Source organism: Catenuloplanes sp. NPDC051500 (assembly GCF_044454585.1).
Taxonomy (GTDB): Bacteria; Actinomycetota; Actinomycetes; order Mycobacteriales; family Micromonosporaceae; genus Catenuloplanes.
Map to the genome: position 1 here is coordinate 207,464 of NZ_JBITDX010000014.1, position 20,665 is coordinate 228,128.

General features: G+C 73.0%; 4 protein-coding genes. 3 read left to right on the plus strand and 1 reads right to left on the minus strand.

What is annotated here, in order from left to right; translation table 11 throughout:
- Positions 1–114 precede the first annotated feature (114 nt).
- The 3 genes from ACIA8K_RS26865 to ACIA8K_RS26875 all read left to right on the plus strand — a co-directional run bounded on the left by ACIA8K_RS26865 (position 115) and on the right by ACIA8K_RS26875 (position 17,683).
- Positions 115–1,089, plus strand: a complete 975-nt coding sequence (locus ACIA8K_RS26865; RefSeq protein WP_396063940.1) for an iron-siderophore ABC transporter substrate-binding protein — start codon at positions 115–117, stop codon at positions 1,087–1,089.
- Positions 1,090–1,178: 89 nt separating this feature from the next.
- Entirely contained in the window at positions 1,179–17,471 is a 16,293-nt protein-coding gene (locus ACIA8K_RS26870; protein ID WP_396063942.1) for an amino acid adenylation domain-containing protein, read from the plus strand.
- Positions 17,471–17,683 carry an MbtH family protein gene (locus ACIA8K_RS26875; protein WP_396063944.1) on the plus strand — a complete coding sequence of 71 codons (213 nt, stop codon included), beginning with the start codon at positions 17,471–17,473 and terminating at the stop codon, positions 17,681–17,683. The genes ACIA8K_RS26870 and ACIA8K_RS26875 overlap by 1 nt, the downstream gene beginning before the upstream one ends.
- 955 nt (positions 17,684–18,638) lie before the next feature.
- On the opposite strand, the gene ACIA8K_RS26880 is transcribed toward ACIA8K_RS26875, so the two are convergent.
- Positions 18,639–19,787 carry an NUDIX domain-containing protein gene (locus ACIA8K_RS26880; RefSeq protein ID WP_396063946.1) on the minus strand — a complete coding sequence of 383 codons (1,149 nt, stop codon included), beginning with the start codon at positions 19,785–19,787 and terminating at the stop codon, positions 18,639–18,641.
- Positions 19,788–20,665 lie beyond the last annotated feature (878 nt).

Consider the following 20,665-nt stretch of genomic DNA (forward strand, 5'->3'; position numbering starts at 1 on the left):
CTCACCTTACTATAACGGCGTTCGTGTCTCCACGTCGGAGGGAATCCGTTGTATACGTCGCCGCAATCCACCGTCTCCACCGTCCGTAGCAGGCATCGGTCGGTCGCAGGGCGGATGACCGCGGCGCTCGCCGTAGCGGTTCTGGCCCTGACCGGCTGCGCGGGAGGTGACGGCGACGCCTCCGCACCACCGTCCGGGCCGGCCGCCGCCGGGTTCCCGGTCAGCGTGGAGCACAAGTACGGCACCACCGAGATCAAGGCGGCCCCGGCCCGGGTGGTCACGCTCGGCCTCAGCGACCAGGACCCGGTGCTCGCGCTCGGTGTCGTCCCGGTCGGCGCGATCGACTGGTTCCTCGAGCGGCCGTACGGCAAGTGGCCGTGGGCCCAGCCGCTGTGGGCCGGCAAGACGCCGGAGATCGTCGGTGAGCGCGACGACTACAACCTGGAGAAGGTCGCCGCCCTCAAGCCCGACCTGATCATCGGGCTCTACTCGGGCATGACCGAGGACCAGTACGGCAAGCTCTCCAAGATCGCCCCGACAGTGGCCCAGCCCGTCGGGTTCGACGACTACACGGCGCCCTGGCAGGACATGACCAAGCTGGCCGGCAAGGCCCTTGGCAAGCAGGCCGAGGCTGACGCGCTGATCGCCGGCATCGACGCCCGCCTGGCCGACCTCGCGAGCAAGAACCCGGGCTTCGCCGGTAAGTCGGTGGCCGTCGTCGAGCCGTACGAACCGGGCAAGTACGCGATCTTCGCGCCCAGCGACCCCAAGGTCGTGCTGCTGACCAAGCTCGGCTTCGTCACCCCGCAGCCCATCGTGGACGCGGCCGGCCAGGAGTACGCCGCCGAGATCGGCTCGGAGCAGCTGTCCCTTGTGGACGTGGACAAGCTGGTCTTTCTCACCGCCGACGCCGGCACCGAGACCACCGTCAAGGCCGACAAGGTCTACGGCACGCTCAAGGTCGCCCAGGAGAACCGCGCGGTGTTCCTGCCCTACGAGGAGCCGCCGCTCGGCGCGGCGCTGTCGTTCAGCACTGTGCTGAGCATCCCGTACGCGCTCGACCAGCTCGTGCCCCTGCTGGCCGAATAGCCCGGCCGCACGCCCGTCACCATCTCACCGACGTCACCCTCGAGGGGCGGTACTTCGCTGTGCCCGAAATCGCGCGAACCGACGCTGTCGTGACCCTGGCTACCTGGCCCGAGCTGTTCGCGGACCAGGTGCGCCAACGGCCGGAGGCGGTGGCCGTGGTGTACGAGGGCACGACACTCACCTATGCCGCACTCGACGAGCGGGCCAACCGGCTCGCCCACGCGCTGATCGCCCGTGGCGCCGGACCGGAGCAGGTGGTCGGCCTCTGCCTGCCCCGGTCCGCCGACCTGATCGTGGCCGAGGTGGCGGTGCTCAAGGCCGGCGCCGCCTACCTGCCGATCGACCCCGAGTACCCCGCCGAGCGGATCGGCTACCTGCTTGCCGACGCCACGCCGGCCTGCGTGCTCAGCACCACCGAGCTGGCCGGTCTGCTCGCGGCGGACACCGTGCTGCTCGACGACCCCGCCTTCGTGGCCGAGCTCGCCGGCCGCCCCACGACCGATCCCACCCCGTCGCTCACCCCGGGCAACGCCGCGTACGTCATCTACACCTCCGGCTCCACCGGCCGCCCGAAGGGCGTCGTCGTCTCGCACACCGGCGTGACGAAGCTGCTGGCCACCGCTGTCGAACGGCTCGGGGCCGGCCCGGACAGCCGGGTCCTGCAGTTCGCCTCGCCCAGCTTCGACGTGGCGTTCTTCGACCTGTGCAACGGCCTGCTCACCGGCGGGCGGCTGATCGTCGTGCCCGCCGACCGCCGGGTGCCCGGCCCGCCGCTCGCCGACTACGCCCACGAGCACGGCGCCACCTTCATGATCCTCCCGCCCGCGCTGCTCGCCGCGATGCCTGCCGACTGCCCGCTTCCGTCCGGCGCCACGCTGCTGGCCGGGACCGAGCGGGTGTCGGCCGAGCTGGTCAACCGCTGGGCTGCCGACCGGCCGATGTTCAACGCCTACGGGCCGACCGAGGCGACCGTGAACTCCACGCTTGGCCGCTGCGACCCGGCCACCCCGCCCGGCACCACTGTGCCGATCGGCGTGGCCGACCCGGACACCCGCTGCCACGTGCTCGACGCCGCCCTGCGCCAGGTCCCGGCCGGCGCGGTCGGTGAGCTGTACCTCGGCGGACCCGGCCTGGCCCGCGGCTACCTCGGCCGGCCGGCGCTTACCGCGGAACGCTTCGTCGCCGACCCGTACGGCCCGGCGGGCGGCCGCCTCTACCGCACCGGCGACCTCGTGCGCCTGCGCGAGGACGGGCAGCTCGAGTTCGTGGGCCGCGCCGACGACCAGGTGAAGGTCCGCGGCTACCGGATCGAGCCCGGCGAGATCGAGACCGTGATCGGCCAGCACCCGGCGGTGGCCCAGGTCGCCGTGGTGGCCCGCGAGGACCGGCCCGGCGAGGTGCGACTCGCCGCCTACGTGGTCCCCCGGCTGGACGGCCCGGCCGTCACTGAGGACCAGGCCGCCGCGCAGGTCGGGCAGTGGAAACAGCTGCACGAGCTGCTCTACACCGCCGGGCGCACCGAGTCCTGGACGGAGAACTTCACCGGCTGGAACAGCAGCTACGACGGGCTGCCGATCCCGGTCGCGCAGATGCGCGAATGGCGTGACGCCACGGTCGAGGCCGTCCTCGCGCTGCGTCCGCGCCGGGTGCTTGAGATCGGCGTCGGAAGCGGCCTGCTGCTCTCCCGGATCGCGCCGCAGGTGGGGGAGTACTGGGGAACCGACCTCTCCGAGGAGGCGATCCACACGCTGCGGGGGCACTTCCCCGACGTCGAACTGTCGGCCCGGCCCGCCGACGACGTGCACGGGCTGCCCACCGCGTACTTCGACACCGTCGTCATCAACTCGGTGGCGCAGTACTTCCCCGGCGTCGACTACCTGATCGACGTGCTCACCAAGGCGATCGGCCTGCTCGCGCCCGGCGGGTCGGTGTTCCTCGGCGACGTGCGGCACCTGCCGACGCTCCCGGCGCTGCGGGCCGGCATCGAGGCGGTCCGCCACCCCGGCGCCGACCCGGCCGACGCCTGGCCGGCGGTCCGGCGCGCGGTGCAGTGGGAGGGCGAGCTGCTCGTCGACCCCGACCTGTTCGCCACGCTGCCCGGGGTGACCGCCGCCGACGTGCGGGTCAAGCGGGGGCGGTTCCACAACGAACTCACCCGCTACCGGTACGACGTGGTGCTGCACACCGGCCCCGTGCCGGAGGCGCCGCCGGCCGACGAGACCACCTGGGACGCGCTGCGGTTCACCGGCGACCGCCCGGTGCGCGTCTCAGGTCTCCCCAACGCCCGGGTGAGCGCCGACATCGCCGTAATGCATGCCCTCGACCCGTTGCCAGGCCTTCCGGACACCGGCGCCGTCGACCCGGAGGAGCTGTACCGGCTGGCCGAGCGGCACGGCTGGCAGGCCGCTGTCACCTTCGCCGCAGGCGCGCGCGACGGCCGCCTCGACGCCGTCTTCACCCCGCCCGGCGTGCAACCCCCGCAGGCCTACCGGCCCGGAACGACGACGCGGTACGCCAACCGGCCCGCCCCGTTCCGCGACGCCAACGCGCTGATGACGGTGCTGCGCGCGCACGCCCGCAGCTGGCTGCCCGACTACATGGTGCCGTCGTCGTTCGTACCGCTTGACCGCATTCCGATGACGACCGCGGGCAAGGTGGACCGGGCCGCACTGCCGGCCCCCGACTTCGCCGCCCTCACCACCGGCGGTGCCGCCCGCGACGCCCGTGAGGAGGTGCTCTGCGCGCTCTACGCCGAGGTGCTCGGCCTGCCCGAGGTCGGCGTGGACGACGACTTCTTCGCGCTCGGCGGCGACAGCATCGTGTCGATCCAGCTCGTCATCCGGGCCCGTCAGGCCGGTCTGGTCGTCACCCCGCGGCAGGTGTTCCAGCACCGTACCGTGGCGGCATTGGCTCCGGTGCTCACGATGGTCGAGGCCGAGGTGGCCGACGAGCCCGACGCCGGTGTGGGCGAGATGCCGCTGCTGCCGATCATGAGGTGGCTTGACGAGTGCGGCGGCGACTTCCGCGCGTTCAACCAGTGGATGCTGGTCCGGCTGCCGTCCGGCGCCGGCCAGGATGGACTTGTCGCTACATTGCAGGCGATCGCCGACCGGCACGACGCGCTGCGCTCCCGGCTGGTGCGGGCCACAGCCACCGCACCCGGCCGGCTCGTGATCACCGCACCCGGCACCGTGGACGCCGCACGATGGCTGCACCGCATCGACGCATCAGGGCTGCCGGAGAGCCGACTCCGCGAGCTGGCCGACGAGGCGGCACGGCAGGCGGGCGCCCGGCTCGACCCCGAGGCAGGAATCATGGTCCAGGCGGTGTGGCTCGACGCCGGTCCGGGACGGCCTGGTCACCTCGTGCTGGCCGTGCACCACATCGTGGTCGACGGCGTGAGCTGGCGGATCCTGCTGCCCGACCTGGCCGAGGCCGGTGCGGCGGTGGCCGCCGACCGCCCGGCCGCGCTGGCGCCGACCGGTACCCCGCTGCGACGCTGGGCCGAGATCACCACGGCCGACGCCCACCGTCCCGGCCGGATCGCCGAGCTGCCGCACTGGACCGCGCAGCTCACCGGCGACGACCCGGCGTTCGGGCGCCGGCCGCTCGACATGGTCGGCGACCTGGACAGCGTCCGGCGGCTCACCCTGCGACTCCCGGCCGACCGCACCGCCGAGCTGCTGACAAGCGTGCCGGCCGCCTTCCACGCCGGCGTCAACGACGTGCTGCTCACCGCGCTGGCGCTCGCGGTAACCGACTGGCGCCGCCGCCGGCGGGCGAGCACCCCGCCGGTCCTGATCGCCCTCGAGGGGCACGGACGTGAGGAGCAGATCGACGCCGAGGCGCGGCTGTCCCGCACGTTCGGCTGGTTCACAAGCGTCTTCCCGGTCCGGCTCGATCTCGGCGCGGTGGACGTCACCGACGCGCTGGCCGGCGGCCCGGACGCGGGCGCGGCCCTCAAGCGGGTCAAGGAACAACTTCACGCGGTGCCCGACCACGGCCTCGGGTACGGGCTGCTGCGATACCTCAACCCGGAGACGGCGGCGGTGCTCGGCGCGCTGCCCGTCCCGCAGATCAGCTTCAACTACCTGGGCCGGTTCGCGGTCGCGTCCGGCCAGGACGTCCCGTGGACACCGGTGCCGGGCGCGGGCGTGCTGGCCGGCGGCTACGACGCCGAGATGCCGGTGGCGCCGTACACGCTCGAGGTCAACGCCTTCACCGAGGACCTGCCGGACGGGCCGAGACTCGGCGTGACCTGGGCCTACCCGCAGACCCTGATCGACGACGAGAGCGTGGCCGAGCTGGCCGAGGGCTGGTTCGCCGCCCTCGGCGCGCTCGCCGAGCACACGGCGGCACCGGGCGCCGGCGGGCACACCCCGTCGGACTTCCCGCTCGTGCCGCTGACGGCCGACGACGTCGACACGCTGTCGGCGGCTCACCCCGGGCTTGCCGACGTGCTCCCGGCGACGCCGCTCCAGCTCGGCTTCTACTTCCACGCGCACACCGGCGACACCGACGACTACGTGGTGCAGCAGCTCGTCACGCTCGACGGGCCGCTTGACGCCGCCGCGCTGCGCCGCTCGGTGCAGGGAGTGCTCGATCGGCACGCGCCGCTGCGGGCCGGTTTCCGGGAACTGTCAGACGGCCGCGTCGTGCAGGTGATCGTGGACGGCGTCGCGGCGCCGTGGCGGGAGGCGGACGACCTGTCCGGGCTGGAGGAGGAGCGGGCCGCCGGGTTCGACCTCGCCGCGCCGCCACTGCTGCGCTGCCTGCTGGTGCGGCACGCCGCCGACCGGCACACGCTCGTGCTCACCCACCACCACATCGTGACCGACGGCTGGTCGGTGGCGGTGTTCCTGCGCGACCTGCTCGCCGGGTACGCCCCGCACGGCGAACCGCCCCGGCTCACCCCTGTCACCCCGTACCGCAGGTATCTGCACTGGCTGGAAGGGCGCGATCGGCAGGCCGCCACCGACGCCTGGCGCACCGCGCTCGCCGGTCTCGACGCGCCAACCCTGCTCGCCGACCGGGTGAACGCGCCGGAGCCGCTTCGGCAGGCCGCCGTGGAACTGCCGGACGATGTCGCCACCGCGCTGCCGCAACGGCTCCGGGCCCACGGTCTCACCCTCGGCACGGCCCTGCACGGCGTCTGGGGCCTGCTGCTCGGCCGGCTCACCGGCCGGCGCGACGTGGCCTTCGGCAGCACCGTCTCCGGCCGGCAGGCCGACGTCGCCGGGATCGAGTCGATGGTCGGCCTGTTCATCAACACCGTGCCGGTACGACTGCGCTGGCACCCGTCCGAGCCGCTGGCCGGCCTGCTGACCCGGCTCGCCGACGAGCAGGCGGCCCTGCTTGACCACCAGCACCTCGGGCTCGCCGCGATCCAGCGGCTGGCCGGCGCCGGCGGCGACCTGTTCGACTCGCTCGTGGTCATGGAGAACTACCCCGACCACACCGGCCTGCGCGACGCGTCAGGTTCGCTGCGGGTGCACGACGTCAGCTTCCGCGAGGCCACCCACTACCCGGTCACCCTGCTCGTGGCGCCCGGCCCCCGGCCCGCGCTCACGATCGAGTACGACCCGGCCCGCATCGCACCGGCCACAGTGGAACGCCTGCGCACCGGACTCGCCCGGCTGCTGGCCGCCGTCGTGCACGCGCCCGGCGAGCCGGTGGGCCGGATCGCACCGGACCCGGCCGGCCCGCCCGCACTTGACGGACCGCGCTACGACATCCCCGGCACGACGCTGCCCGCCGCGATCGCCGCGCAGGCAGCCAGGACCCCCGACGCGGTGGCGGTCCTCGCGGGGGAGCGCAGCCTCACCTACCGCGAACTCGACGACCGGGCCGCGGAACTGGCCGGCCGGCTGATCGCCCGGGGCGCCGGGCCGGAGCGGATCGTGGCAGTGGCCGTCCCGCACCGGGTGGAGCTGCTCGTCGCGCTGCTCGGCGTGCTGAAGTCGGGCGCGGCGTACCTGCCGCTCGACCCGGCCCAGCCCGCAGACCGGCTGACCGGCGCGCTCGCCGACGCCGACGCGCGGATCGTGGTGACCACCACCGACCTCATCGCCGCGCTGCCGCGTACCGATGCGCTGTCGTGTGTGCTTGTCGGTGACCGGCCAGTGACCGACGCCGTCGCGGTGCCGTCCACCGCCCCGGACCCGGACCACGCCGCCTACCTCATCTTCACCTCCGGCTCGACTGGGCGGCCCAAGGGCGTGCTGGTCAGCCACCGGGCGGTCATCAACCAGCTCGAGTGGTCGCGCCGGCGGTTCCCGCTCGACGCCGGCGACCGGATGCTGCAACTCGCCCCGATCGGCTTCGACACCTCGGTGTGGGAGATCTTCTGGCCGCTGTACTCCGGCGCCGCGGTGGTGCTCCCGCACGCGGGCGCGGCCCAGGACCCGGCCGACCTGGCCGCGCTGATCCGCAGGCACCGGGTCACCGCGCTCACCCTGGTCCCGTCACTTGTCTCCGCGTTCCTGCTCTCCGACCGGGTCCGCGAGGATGTCGGCTGGGCGGAGACGCTGCGCCTGGTGTCAAGCGGCGGTGAGGCGCTCTCCGGCGACCTCGCCCGGCGGTGGCACGCGCTGACCGGCACCCGGCTGGACAACTTCTACGGGCCGACCGAGACCACGGTGCAGGTCACCTGGTGGCCCAACGACGGCACGCACGGTACGGACGTGCCGATCGGCGGCCCGGTCGGCAACACCCGCCTGCACGTTTTGGACGACCACCTGCAACAGGTGCCGGTGGACGTGCCCGGCGAGCTGTACGTGGCCGGCGCCCAACTGGCCCGCGGCTACCTCGGCCGTACCGCCGAGACGGCACTGCGGTTCGTCGCCGACCCGTTCGGGGCGCCGGGGGAGCGGATGTACCGTACCGGCGACCTGGTGCGCCGCCACGCCGACGGCACCCTCACCTACGCCGGCCGCGCCGACGACGAGATCAAGGTGCGGGGCACCCGGGTCGACCCCGCCGAGATCGAGTCCTGGCTGGCCGCACGGCCCGGGGTCGCCCAGGCCGCCGTCGCGGCACGCGCCACCGGCACCGGCGGGGTCCGGGTGATCGCCGCAGTGGTGCCGGGCCCCGGCGCGCCCCGGCCGGACGGCCCGGCCCTGATCGCGGACGCCGCTGCCACCCTGCCGGCCGCGCTCGTCCCGTCCGTGGTGCTTGTCGTCGACGCGCTGCCGCTCACCCCGAACGGCAAGATCGACCGGGCCGCGATCGCCGGTCTCGTGCCCGCCGGCCCTGCCGTCGGCCCGCAGCCGGTCCAGGACGCGCCGCGGGACGACCGTGAGCGGGCGCTGACCGAGGTGTTCGCGGCCGTTCTCGGACTGCCCGATGTGGACCCCTCGGACGACTTCTTCGCGCTCGGCGGGGACAGCATCCTGTCCATCTCCGTCTCCAGCCGGGCCCGCCGCCTCGGCCTGCCTGTCGCACCGCGTGACGTGCTCACCCTGCGCACGCCCCGCGCGCTTGCGGCGCAGCTTCCGGCCGTCGCGGAGCAGGCCCCGGCCGTGCCAGTGCCGGCGGAGTCCGACGGGGTCGGCGAGGTGCCGCTGCTGCCGATCGTGGCCTGGTTGCGCGACACCGGCGCCCCGATCGACAGGTTCACCCTGCCGGTGCTGCTCACCGTGCCACCCCACGCTGACGTGCCCGGGGTGTTGCAGGCGGTGCTCGACCGGCACGACGGGCTGCGGCTGCGGCTGCGGCGCATCGCGTCGGTGCTGTGGACGACCGAGACCACACCGGCCGCCGACGCCGCCGCGCTGGTCCACCGGGTGGACGTCGCCGCGCTGCCCGCCGCCGCGCTCACCGACCTGATCGCCACCGAGGCCACCGCCGCCACCGACCGGCTCGACCCCGACGAGGGCCGGATGCTGCAAGCGGTCTGGTTCGACGCCGGCGACCGGCCGGGACGCCTGCTGCTCGCGGCCCACCATCTCGTCGTGGACGGCGTGTCCTGGCGGATCCTCCTCGACGACCTCGCCACCGCCGCCGCCGGAGTGCCGCTGCCGCCGGCCGGCACCTCACTGCGCCGCTACGCCCAGGCCGTGCAGACCCAGGCCCAGGCCCCGCAACGACTGGCAGAGCTGGAGCACTGGGTACGGGTGCTCGCGCCCGGCGCCGACCTGCTGCCCGGCGCCGCCGTGACACCCGGGTTTCAGGCCCGCCGGCACACCACCCGGCTGAGCGTCGCCGAGACCCGGTCATTGCTCACCACCGTCCCGGCCACGCTGCGGGCCGAGATCACCGACGTGCTGCTCGCGGCCCTGCACCGCGGCGTCGACGCCTGGCGCGGCTCGCCCGGCACGGACCTGCTTGTCGAGGTCGAGCGCCACGGCCGCGAGCAGATCGAGCCGGGCCTGGACCTCGCCCGTACCGTCGGCTGGCTCACCGCGGTCCAACCGGTCCGTCTCGGCGGCGCCGGCGACGACCTGCCCGCCTTGGTCGCCCGCACGGGCGAGTCGCTGCGCGCCGCGCCCGACGGCGGCCTCGGCTACGGCATGCTGCGCTACCTCAATGCGCAGACCGCGCCGATCCTGGCCCGGACGGCCGTACCGCAGGTGCTGTTCAACTACTACGGCCGGTTCCCGGGCGGCACCGGAGCACCGTGGACCCCGGCCGCCGAAACCCTGCCCACCGAGATCAACGGCGGCCTGGACCTCGCGCACCTGCTGCAGGTCGACGTCGTGTGCGAGGAGACCGGTGACGGACCGCGCCTCGTCGCCACCTGGACCTGGGCCGACGGGCCACTGCGACAGGACGACGTCACGGCGCTCGCCGACGGCTGGGCCGCGGCCCTGCGGACGCTCGCCGGCGGATCCACGCTGCTCGCCCTCACCGCTGACGAACTGGCCCGGGTACGGCAGCTCAGCACCGCCCCGATCGGTGACGTCTGGCCGCTCTCCCCGTTGCAGGAGGGGCTGTACTTCCATGCCAGCTACGACGCCGGCGCGCTCGACGTCTACACCGGACAGGACGCGTTCGACCTCGGCTACCGGGTCGACCTGCCGCGGCTGCGCCGGGCCGGGGCGGCGCTGCTGGCCCGCAACGACGGCATGCGTGCCGGGTTCGCAAGCCACGGGCTGAGCCGGCCGGTGCAGTTCGTCCCGGACGGCCTGGCACTGCCGATCGACGAGGTGGACCTGAGCGGCCTCGACGGTGCGGACTGCGCCACGGCCGTCGCCGAGGTGATGGCCGCGGACCGGGCCCGCCAGTTCGACCTCGCGGACCCGCCGCTGTGCCGCCTCACCCTGATCCGGCTGCCGGGCGACCGGGACCGGCTCGTGGTCAGCCACCACCTGATCCTGTGGGACGGCTGGTCCGAGGAGCTCTTCGTCGAGCAGCTGTTCACCCTCTATGAGCGGGACGGCGACGCCGGCGGCCTGCCCGCCGCCGGCTCCTACCGCGACCACCTGGCCTGGCTCGGCGGACAGGACACCGAGGCCGCGATCGCGCACTGGCGCGACGCGCTGACCGGGCTGGCCGAGCCGACGATGATCGGGCCCGCCGACCGCAGCCTGCCGCCCGCGCTGCCCGCCCGGCACGCGGTCGAGCTGCCGGCGGAGCTGTCCGCCCGGCTGCGCGCCGCCGCCCGTGTCCACGGCCTCACCCTCAACACCATGTTCAGCACCGCCTGGGGCCTGGTGCTCGGCGGTCTCACCGGGCGTACCGACGTCGTCTTCGGTATGACTGTGGCGGGCCGGCACGGCGACGTGCCGCTCGTCGACAGCATCATCGGGCTGTTCCTCAACACCGTCCCGGTACGGGTGGCACCCGACCCGCGCGAGTCCGTGCACGACCTGCTGCGGCGCGTGCAGGAACAGCGCCTCACGCTGATGGACTACGACCACGTGGGCCTGGCCGACATCCAGCGCGCGGCCGGGCACGGCCAGCTGTTCGACACGCTCTACGTGATGCAGAACTTCGTCGACGAGGGCGAGTCCGCGGACCTGCAACGCCGGCACGGCATCGAGGCCGTCGGCAGCGTCGACGCCACCCACTACCCGCTGACCCTGGTCGTCGCGCCGGCCGAGCGGTTCCGGATCGCGCTCGACCACCGGCCCGAGGTCGTCGACGGCCCGGCCGCCCGGACACTGCTGGACCGGCTGACCGGCGTGCTCGACCGGATCGCCACCGCCCCGGACCGCCCGGCCGGCGCGCTCGACCTGCTCACCGCGGACGACCGGCGGACGCTCCACGACGACTGGGACCGCACCCGCAACCCGGTCAGCGCCGACACCGTGGCAGACCTGCTCGCCGACCAGGCGGCAGGCACACCGGACGCGGTCGCGCTGGTCGCGGGCGCGCAACGGCTCACCTACGCGCAGCTCGACGCGCGGGTCAACCGGATCGCCCGGCTGCTGCTGGCCCGCGGGGCCGGTCCGGAGCAGGTCGTCGCGCTGGCACTGCCCCGCACCCTGGACATGGTGGCCGCGCTCTTCGCGGTGCTGCGGACCGGGGCCGCGTACCTGCCGCTGGAACTGGACCTGCCGGCCGAGCGGCTCGGGCTGCTGCTTGCCGACACCGCGCCGATGTGCGTGCTCACCGCAGAGTCGGTGGCCGCGCTGCTGCCGCCGACGACGGTGCCGGTGGTGGTGCTCGGCGAGATCGACCTCCCCGGTCACCCGCTGGCCGCCGAGGAGACCCCGCGGTTCGTCCGCGGCGAGGCGGGCCGGCTGGAGCACCCGGCGTACATCATCTACACCTCCGGATCGACCGGGCGGCCCAAGGGCGTCGTCACGCCGTACCGCGGACTGACCAACATGCAGCTGAACCACCGGGCGGCGATCTTCGAGCCGGTGGTGGCCGCGGCCGGGCGGCGACTGCGGATCGCGCACACCGTCTCGTTCGCGTTCGACATGTCGTGGGAGGAGCTGCTCTGGCTCGTCGAGGGCCACGAGGTGCACGTCTGCGACGAGCAGCTGCGCCGCGACGCCGCGGGACTTGTCGCCTACTGCGACGCGCACCGCATCGACGTCGTCAACGTGACCCCGACCTACGCCCACCACCTGATCGAGCAGGGGCTGCTCGACGGAGGACACCGTCCCCCGCTGGTGCTGCTCGGCGGCGAGGCGGTGCCGGACACGGTCTGGAGCAGGCTGCGCGACACCGACGGCGTGACCGGCTACAACCTGTACGGCCCGACCGAGTACACGATCAACACGCTCGGCGGCGGCACCGAGGACAGCGACACCCCGACAGTCGGACGGGCCATCTGGAACACCCGCGCCTACATCCTCGACCCGTTCCTGCGCCCGGCCGCCCCGGGTGCGCCGGGGGAGCTCTACATCGCCGGGATCGGCCTGGCCCGCGGCTACCACAGGCAGACCGGGCTGACCGCGGAACGGTTCGTCGCCGACCCGTACGGCGCGCCGGGCGAGCGGATGTACCGCACCGGTGACCTCGTGCGGCGGCGCCCGGACGGCAACCTCGACTTCCTCGGCCGCACCGACGACCAGGTGAAGATCCGCGGCTACCGGGTCGAGCTGGGCGAGGTCGAGTCGGCGATCGCCGCGCACCCGATGGTGAGCCAGGCCGCGGTGGTGGCGCGGTCCGCGGGTGCGGACGGGGCCAAGCGGCTGGCCGGTTACCTCGTGCGCGGTCCGCAGTGGACCTCCGCAGACGACGACGTGCTGCGTGATGTGCGCGCGCTTCTCAAGCAGCGGCTGCCCGACTACATGGTGCCGGCCGCGATGGTGGCTGTAGACCGGCTTCCGCTTACCGTCAACGGCAAGCTCGACATCCGGGCCCTGCCCGCCGCCACGGTGCAGACCTCGGCCGCGACCCGGCCCCCGTCGACACCGGCCGAGACCGCGCTGTGCGAAATCTACGCCGACCTGCTCGGCGTGCCCGGCGTCGGCGTCGACGACAGCTTCTTCGACCTGGGCGGGCACTCGCTGCTCGCGATCCGCCTGGTCAGCCGGGCCCGGACCGCGCTCGGCGCGGAACTGTCCATCCGCGACCTGTTCGAGGCGCCGAGCGTGGCCGAGCTGGCCGCGCGGACCGCGGGCGGCGCGACCGACCGGCCGGTGCTGCGACCAGTGGACCGTCCCGAGCGGCTGCCGCTGTCGTTCGCGCAGCGCCGCCTGTGGTTCCTCGACCGGATGCAGGGCCCGTCGGCGGCCTACAACTTCCCGCTGACGTTGCGCCTGCGCGGCCCGCTTGACGTCGGGGCGCTGCACGACGCGCTGCACGCGGTGGCCGCGAAGCACGAGATCCTGCGGACCGTCATCGACGCCGAGGACGGCGAGCCGTACCAGCGGATCCTGCCGGTCGAGGCGGCCCGCCCGCCGCTCGAGGTCCTCGACGACGCCGACGTGGCCGAGATCGCCGCCCGCCCGTTCGACCTGGCCGCCGACCTGCCGCTGCGGGCCACGCTGATCCGCCGCGGCCCGGATGAGCACGTGCTCGTCCTGCTGCTGCACCACATCGCGACCGACGAGTGGTCCGACGGGCCGTTCCTGGCCGATCTCGCCGCGGCGTACGAGGGGCGGGAACTCACACCGCTGCCCGTTCAGTACGCCGACTACGCCCAATGGCAGCGTGAGCTGCTCACCCGGGTGGCCGAGGAGCAGTACGCGTTCTGGCGCGCCACCCTCGACGGCGCTCCCGAGGAGATCCCGCTGCCGCTTGACCGCCCCCGCCCGGCCGAGCCGAGCGCGGACGGCGACGAGGTGAGCGTCGACCTGCCCGCCGACGTGGTCCGAGGTCTGCGCCGGCTCGCGGCCGACACCGGCGCCAGCCCGTTCATGGTGGCGCACGCGCTGACCGCGGCCCTGCTGCACCGCCTCGGCGCCGGCGACGACATCCCGCTCGGTGCGCCGATCGCCGGCCGCACCGAGGAGGCACTGCACGAGCTTGTCGGATTCTTCGTCAACACGCTCGTGCTGCGCACCGACCTGCGCGAGGAGCCCAGCTTCGCCACCCTGCTGGCCCGGGTCCGCGACGGTGACCTGGCCGCGTTCGCCAATCAGGACGTGCCGTTCGAGGCGGTCGTCGAGACTGTCAATCCGCCCCGGTCCGCGGCACGGCACCCGCTGTTCCAGGTGATGGTCGTGCACCGCCACCACACGGCCGACGCGTTCACCCTCGCCGGGATCGAGGTCGACGACGAACCGCTTCGCACCGGTACGGCGCAGTTCGACCTCGTGGTGGAACTGGCCGAGCAGGGCGGCGACGCGATGACCTGCCGGTTGATCTATCGCACCGCGCTGTTCGACAGGGAGACGATCCGGGTGCTGGCCCGGCGGCTCGTCGCGCTGGCGACCGCCGCGGTGGACGCCCCGCACACGCCGCTGATCGGGCTGGACGTGCTTGTCGACGACGAACGCGAGCGCGTACTACGCACGTTCAACAGCTCCGGCCGTACCGTGGAGGAATTGAGTCTTTTCGATGCTTTTGCTGCCCGGGCGGCCGCGCGGCCGGACGCGGTGGCGATCGCGGACGGCGACCGCACGCTGACCTATGCCGCGCTCGCGGCCCGTGCCCACCGACTGGCGGGGGTGCTGGCCGCTCGGGGGGTACGGCCGGAGAGCGTGGTCGCCGTGGCGCTGCCGCGGTCGCTTGAGACGATCGTGGCCGTGCTCGGCGTGCTCGAACTCGGCGCCGCGTTCCTGCCGCTCGACCTGCAGCACCCGGCCGACCGGCTGGCCTTCATGCTGACCGACTCCGGGACCCGGCACGTGATCACCTACGACGCGGTCGCGTGCACGCTGCCCGACGTGGACGGCGTCGCGCGGGTGCCGGTCGACGCGGACGGGCCGGTCGCCACGGTGCTGCCGGAGCCGCCGGCCGGGATCGACCACGCCGCGTACGTCATCTACACCTCCGGATCGACCGGCCGGCCCAAGGGCGTCACCGTCACCCACGAGGGCATCGGCAGCCTGGTCGAGACCGCGATCGACCCGATGGGCGTGACTGCCGAGAGCGGCATTCTGCAGTTCGCCTCGATCGGCTTCGACGTGTTCGCGTTCGAGGTGTCGATGGCGCTGGCCACCGGCGCACGGCTGGTGATCGCCCCCGACGACGCCCGCACCCCCGGGCCGGCGCTCACCGGCCTGCTGACCCGGTACCAGGTCAGTCACGCGATCCTGCCGCCGTCGCTTGTGGCCGCGCTCCCGCCGGGCAGTGAGCTGCCGGCCGGACTCACCGTCCTGGTCGGCACCGAACAGGTACCGCCCGAGGTGATCTCCCGCTGGGCCGCCACGCTGCGGCTGTTCGTCGCCTATGGCCTGACCGAGGCGACGGTCAACTCGACGCTCTGGCGGGCCGTGCCCGGCTGGACGGACGCGGTGCCGATCGGCGTCCCCGACCCGAACACGCTCGCCTACGTGCTCGACCGGCACCTGCAGCCGGTGCCGCCCGGTGCGGTCGGCGAGCTCTACATCGGCGGCCGGGGGCTGGCCCGCGGTTACCTCGGGCAGCCGGGCCTGACCGCCGCCCGGTTCGTCGCCGACCCGTACGGCCCGCCCGGGGCCCGGATGTACCGCACCGGGGACCGGGCCCGCTGGCGCGCCGACGGGCTGATCGACTTCCTCGGCCGGGTCGACGACCAGGTCAAGATCCGCGGGCACCGGATCGAGCCCGCCGAGGTGGAGACGGCCCTGACCGCCCACCCGGACGTCGCACAGGCGGTCGTCGTCGTCGACGGCACCGGCGACACCACCCGGCTGATCGGCTACGTCGTCGCCGCGGCCGGGCACGTCGACCCCGCGGTGGTCCGCGCCGACCTGGCCGCCCGGCTGCCCAGCTACCTGGTGCCGGCGCTGATCGTCGCGGTGGACGGCGACCTGCCCCGCACCCCGAACGGCAAGGTCGACAGGCATCGCCTGCCCGCCCCGGACTGGACGGCGCTGGCCGGGGACGCCGCACCTGTCACCGAGGCGCAGACCCGGCTCGCCGCGCTGTTCGCGGACATCCTCGGGCTGCCCCGGGTCGGTGTGGACGACGACTTCTTCGCCCTCGGCGGGCACTCGATGTCGTGCATGCGGCTGATCGGCGCGGTCCGCACCGCGTTCGGCGCCGACCTGCGGGTACGGGACGTGTTCGACTCCCCGACCGTGGCCGGGCTGGCCCGGATCGTCGACCGGCCGGCAGCCACCACCCGGCCCGCGCTCACCGCCCGCCCGGCAGGGGAGGAGCCGGACGGCAGGTCCGCGCCGGTCCAGCGGCACCTGGCGCACGCGCCGGCCGGCGGCTGGGACCTGGCCTTCGCCTTCCACGGCCTGGACGGCGACACGTTCGCCGCGGCGCTCGACGCCGTGGTCGACCGCCACGCGCCACTTCGCACCGGGCACCGCTGGGCCGCGGGCGAACTGTGGCAGGTCGAGACCGACCGGCCCGTGCTGGAACGGGTCGCCAGGACCGGTGAACCACTTGACGCGCAGCTGGCCCGGCTGAGCCGGGAACCTGTCGACCCGATCGGCCGGGCGCCGCTGCGGGCCCGGATGCTCGGCGACGAGGCGATCCTGCTGACCGTGCACCACCTGGGTGTGGACGAATGGTCGGTGGTGCCGCTGATCCGCGACCTGGCCGCCGCGTACCAGGGCCAGCCCTTGACGCCGCTGCCGGTCGACTACGCCGACTACACCCGCTGGCAGTACGCGCTGCTCGGTGACCCGGCCGACCCGGCCTCACTGCACGCCCGCCAGCTCGGCCGGTGGCGGTCGCTGCTGGCCGGCGCACCCCGGCTGGCGCTGCCAGGTGCCCAGGCCTCCTCGCACACGTCCAGCCGCAGCGGGCTGGTGCCGATCGTGCTGGACGCGGCCGTGCACCGCGCCGTGGACGAGCTGGCCCGGCGTACCGGCACCAGTATGTTCATGATCTTCCACGCCGTGACGGCCGCGCTGCTGACCGGCGCCGGCGCCGGAACCGACCTGCCGATCGGCGCGCTCGTCGCCGGACGCGCCGAGCCGGGCCTGGCCGACCTGGTCGGCTGCTTCCTCAACACGGTGGTGCTGCGCACCGACACCGGCGGAGACCCCACGTTCGCCGCACTGCTGGCCCGGGTCCGGGAGACCGACCTCGGCGCGCTTGACCTCCAGGACCTGCCGTTCGACGCGCTGCGGGCGGACGGCGTGCCACCGCCCCAGGTGATGATCGTGCACCACGAGGAGGCCCGGCTTGCCGAGGTCGGCGGCCTCGCGATGGAGTCGCTGACCACCGGGGCGCTGCGCGCCGAGCTGACCCTGAGCTTCTACGAGCCGGCCGGCGACCGCCCGATCCACTGCGACCTGGAGTACGCCGCCGACCTGTTCGACCACGACCGGATTGTCACGCTCGGCGAGACGTTCCAGCGGCTGCTTGCGGCGGCCGTGACCGACCCCGGCCGCACCCTGACCGACCTGTTCACCGACGCGGAAAGGACCATCTGATGACGACAAACCCCTTCGAGGACCCCGACGGCCGGTACGTGGTGCTTGTCAACGACGAGGACCAGCACTCGCTGTGGCCCTCCTTCGTCGACGTGCCCGCCGGCTGGACTGTCGCGTTCGGCGAGGAGTCGCGGGCCGCGTGCCTCGACTACGTGGAGCGCACCTGGACCGATCTGCGCCCCCGGTCGCTGCGGGAACGCATGGCCTCCTAGCGTTATAGGTCATCAGAGTGCTTTCGGCGGGTGGTATTTCCTCGCCGACAGCAGGGCCCGTGGTGAGCAGTTGTGGTCGCCGATGTGTCGGCGTGCGTGGAGGATCCCGGGCAGGCCGGCGGCCAGATCGCCGGCCTGCCGGGGTGTCGCGGCCGGCGGTGACAAGCTGGCGTAATCGCTTCGCGGTCGACCGGGTTGAGGGCCTGCTGGGAGGGGGTGGCGGCGCATTATCTGCGGCAGAAGAGGGAAGCATGAGAGGATAGTGAGGTGTCTCAGGATGTGCCGTCGAGCGTCCAGGACGACGACGCTTTCTGCGGTATCTGTGGCATCCCGTTTGACGATCGACATGGTGTTGATGGCCACGGGGGTGGTACGGACGCGGTTGGCGGGAGAGTCGAGTATTTCGTTGTCGGCAGGCGCGGCGGTATCGCCGATTTTCGTGAGACCGATGGGCACTCGAAGGTGCGCAGGACTGGTGCGGCGACTCTGGCGTTTCAGTTAGGCGTCGATGAGGCGGCTCTTCCGGGATGCCGGTTCAGCTGCTGGGTGGAACGCGCGGAGTACGGTGTGATCAGGAGCGGATACACGCTCGTGACGGGGTGATTCCGGGCTGCTGGCGATCTGACGGATCCGCGCAACCACAAGCAGCGGCGCCCTGACTGCGGCTACTCATCCTGACCGGCAGTTACCCCGTACCGGTCGCGGCCTGCCTATCTGAGCGCCGCGCCGCGCGTCCCCTGTGCGCCGTCAGTCAGACGCTGATGGCTCGCCGGTCTGTACGAGAGCCGCCGGCAGTCGACCCACTTCACCGGCGACACGGGCGAACGGTTTCGCCGGCAGAACGGGGTTCTGTCCCGCGAATCGTGATGACGTGTCGCTCTGGTCGGGTGTTGCGGTGGGCGGTGACGGTGGATTGGCCCGGTCGGGTCTTGCCCCATTGGGCGATCTGGGCTGGTTAGTCCTGCCAGGAGGCGACGATGTCGGCCGCCCGGACGATCGCGGTCTCCGCCGGCTCGGCGGCGTGCAGCTCGCCGTCGTAGGCGCCCACCATGAACCCGCCCGCCGCCGGGTGGAACGCCAGGCCGCGTTTGACCAGACTGGGCCGGTCGCGGAGGTCGTACAGGTGGAGGGTGCCGTGGCTGATCCACGGCCATACGCGGCGGAGCACCGGATTCGCCGCGGCGGCGTGGGCGATTCGCATGGTGCCGTCCTCGTGGTGTGCGGTGAGGACGTGCCAGAGCGCTTCGATCGCCGCGGGCGGATCGGTGACGGCGAGGTAGGTGTGGCGCTCGGCGAGTTCCCCGGCGGAGCGCCCTTCATGCCCGTCGCGCAAAGTGCCGGCGATCTCGTCCAGGTCACCGGTCCGGCCCACTGCGGCCGGCTCACCGCTGTAGGCCCAGACGATCACCTCGTAGCCTTCGCCGCAGCCGACGCGAACGCTGATGTGGCCACTGAATGGTGTGAATAGTATTGCCGGGACCTTGCCGAAGCGGTCCGTACCGCCGCTGAGGTTCTCGAGGCCGGTTCGCCGATGCAGCTCGTTGACCAGGCGGTCCCGGTCGAGGGCAGTCAGGAAGCGGAACAGGTGCGGGTCGAATCGGCCCGGATCAGCCGCCGCCAACTCGTCACGGGTCCACCAGCGGACGGCGTGAAACTCGCCGCCGTCCGGGCGTAGCTCCTCGTCGCCGGTGCAGGCCAGGACGTACCAGAGGCTGACGTCTGTGTGGTCGTGGTCCTGCCCGACCGGAGGCGTGATGGTCAGAAAGATCGGTGACCGCGCCAGACCCGCATCGCTCAGGCCGAGCTCTTCCCGGATTTCCCGACGCGCGGTCTGTGCGGGATCCTCGTCGATCTCGACGTGACCGCCCGGCGAGACCCACAGCCCGGCATTGACGTGGTCGACGAGCAGGATCCGCCCGTCCGCGGCGACCGGCACCACATAAGACACCAGGTGCTGCGCCGGGGACGCCGGCTTGACCCGGCGGAACACGTCGTCCGTGCTCGCCAACCAGGCCAACGCCGACGCGCGATGCTCGGCGCCGAGTTCGTCGACCGGTGCGAACCGGGACACCAGGTCATGGACGACCGCTACAGACTCACGCATCCGAGAATGCTGTCACGAGCGCCGCGCCGGTCCCAGCCGCCAGGTGGGCGGCGGCTTCTCCACGCGGTGCGTGGCGCCGCCGGTACGCGGAGGAACTCGTCGGCGGCAAGGCAGAGGTTGCGGACGACCGTTTCGTCAATCGCTCCACTCGCTCTCCTCCGAGGAGCAGTGGATGCAGGGGGAATGCCCGTCCAAGAGGTCAGCCCGTGTCGCGGCCCGATCGAGCCTGGGCAAACAGCAGCCGACACACCACGGCCCGCGAAAGCCCGCGAGTGGAAGTTCTACGCCCTGCTTGCTCATCGACCCATTGTCGCCGACGCGGTTGCAGTCACTCGCCCATCGACACGACCAGACGCTGACCCGTCATGACCAACCGCTGACCGTGACGACGGCCGGCTGCGAGCACGGACAGCGGCATGAGCGAATGCCGCAGTCCCGGCTCAACGGTCAAGCGATTGGTATCGTCGGGAGTTCTGTCCCCCGGGGATGCGGAGACGATGATCAGGGTTCTCAGGCTGATTGGTTATTGGGACGGACGGACACCGCCGGATATATGGCCCGATGTCTGCGAATTCATAACCGCGGTCGACCGTGAGGCGCAGCGGAACATGACCGCCTACCTACGGTCAGGTACGGAGTTCGTCGTCACGGCGGGCGTGTCCGTGTGCCGGCTCTGTGGTACCGCGAACGGCAGTACCGAGCGGACCGACGGGGAGCATTTCATCTGGCCGGAAGGCTTGGCACACTATGTCGAAGAGCATGGTGTCCGTCTGCCGGCCGAGATCCTAGTGTTCTGTCTCGTAAATAGGTAGTCGGTTGGTACGGTGGCGGTTGTGAATCGTGCCGCCGCGCCTTTGGTGCTTGATCCGGGTCAGCGT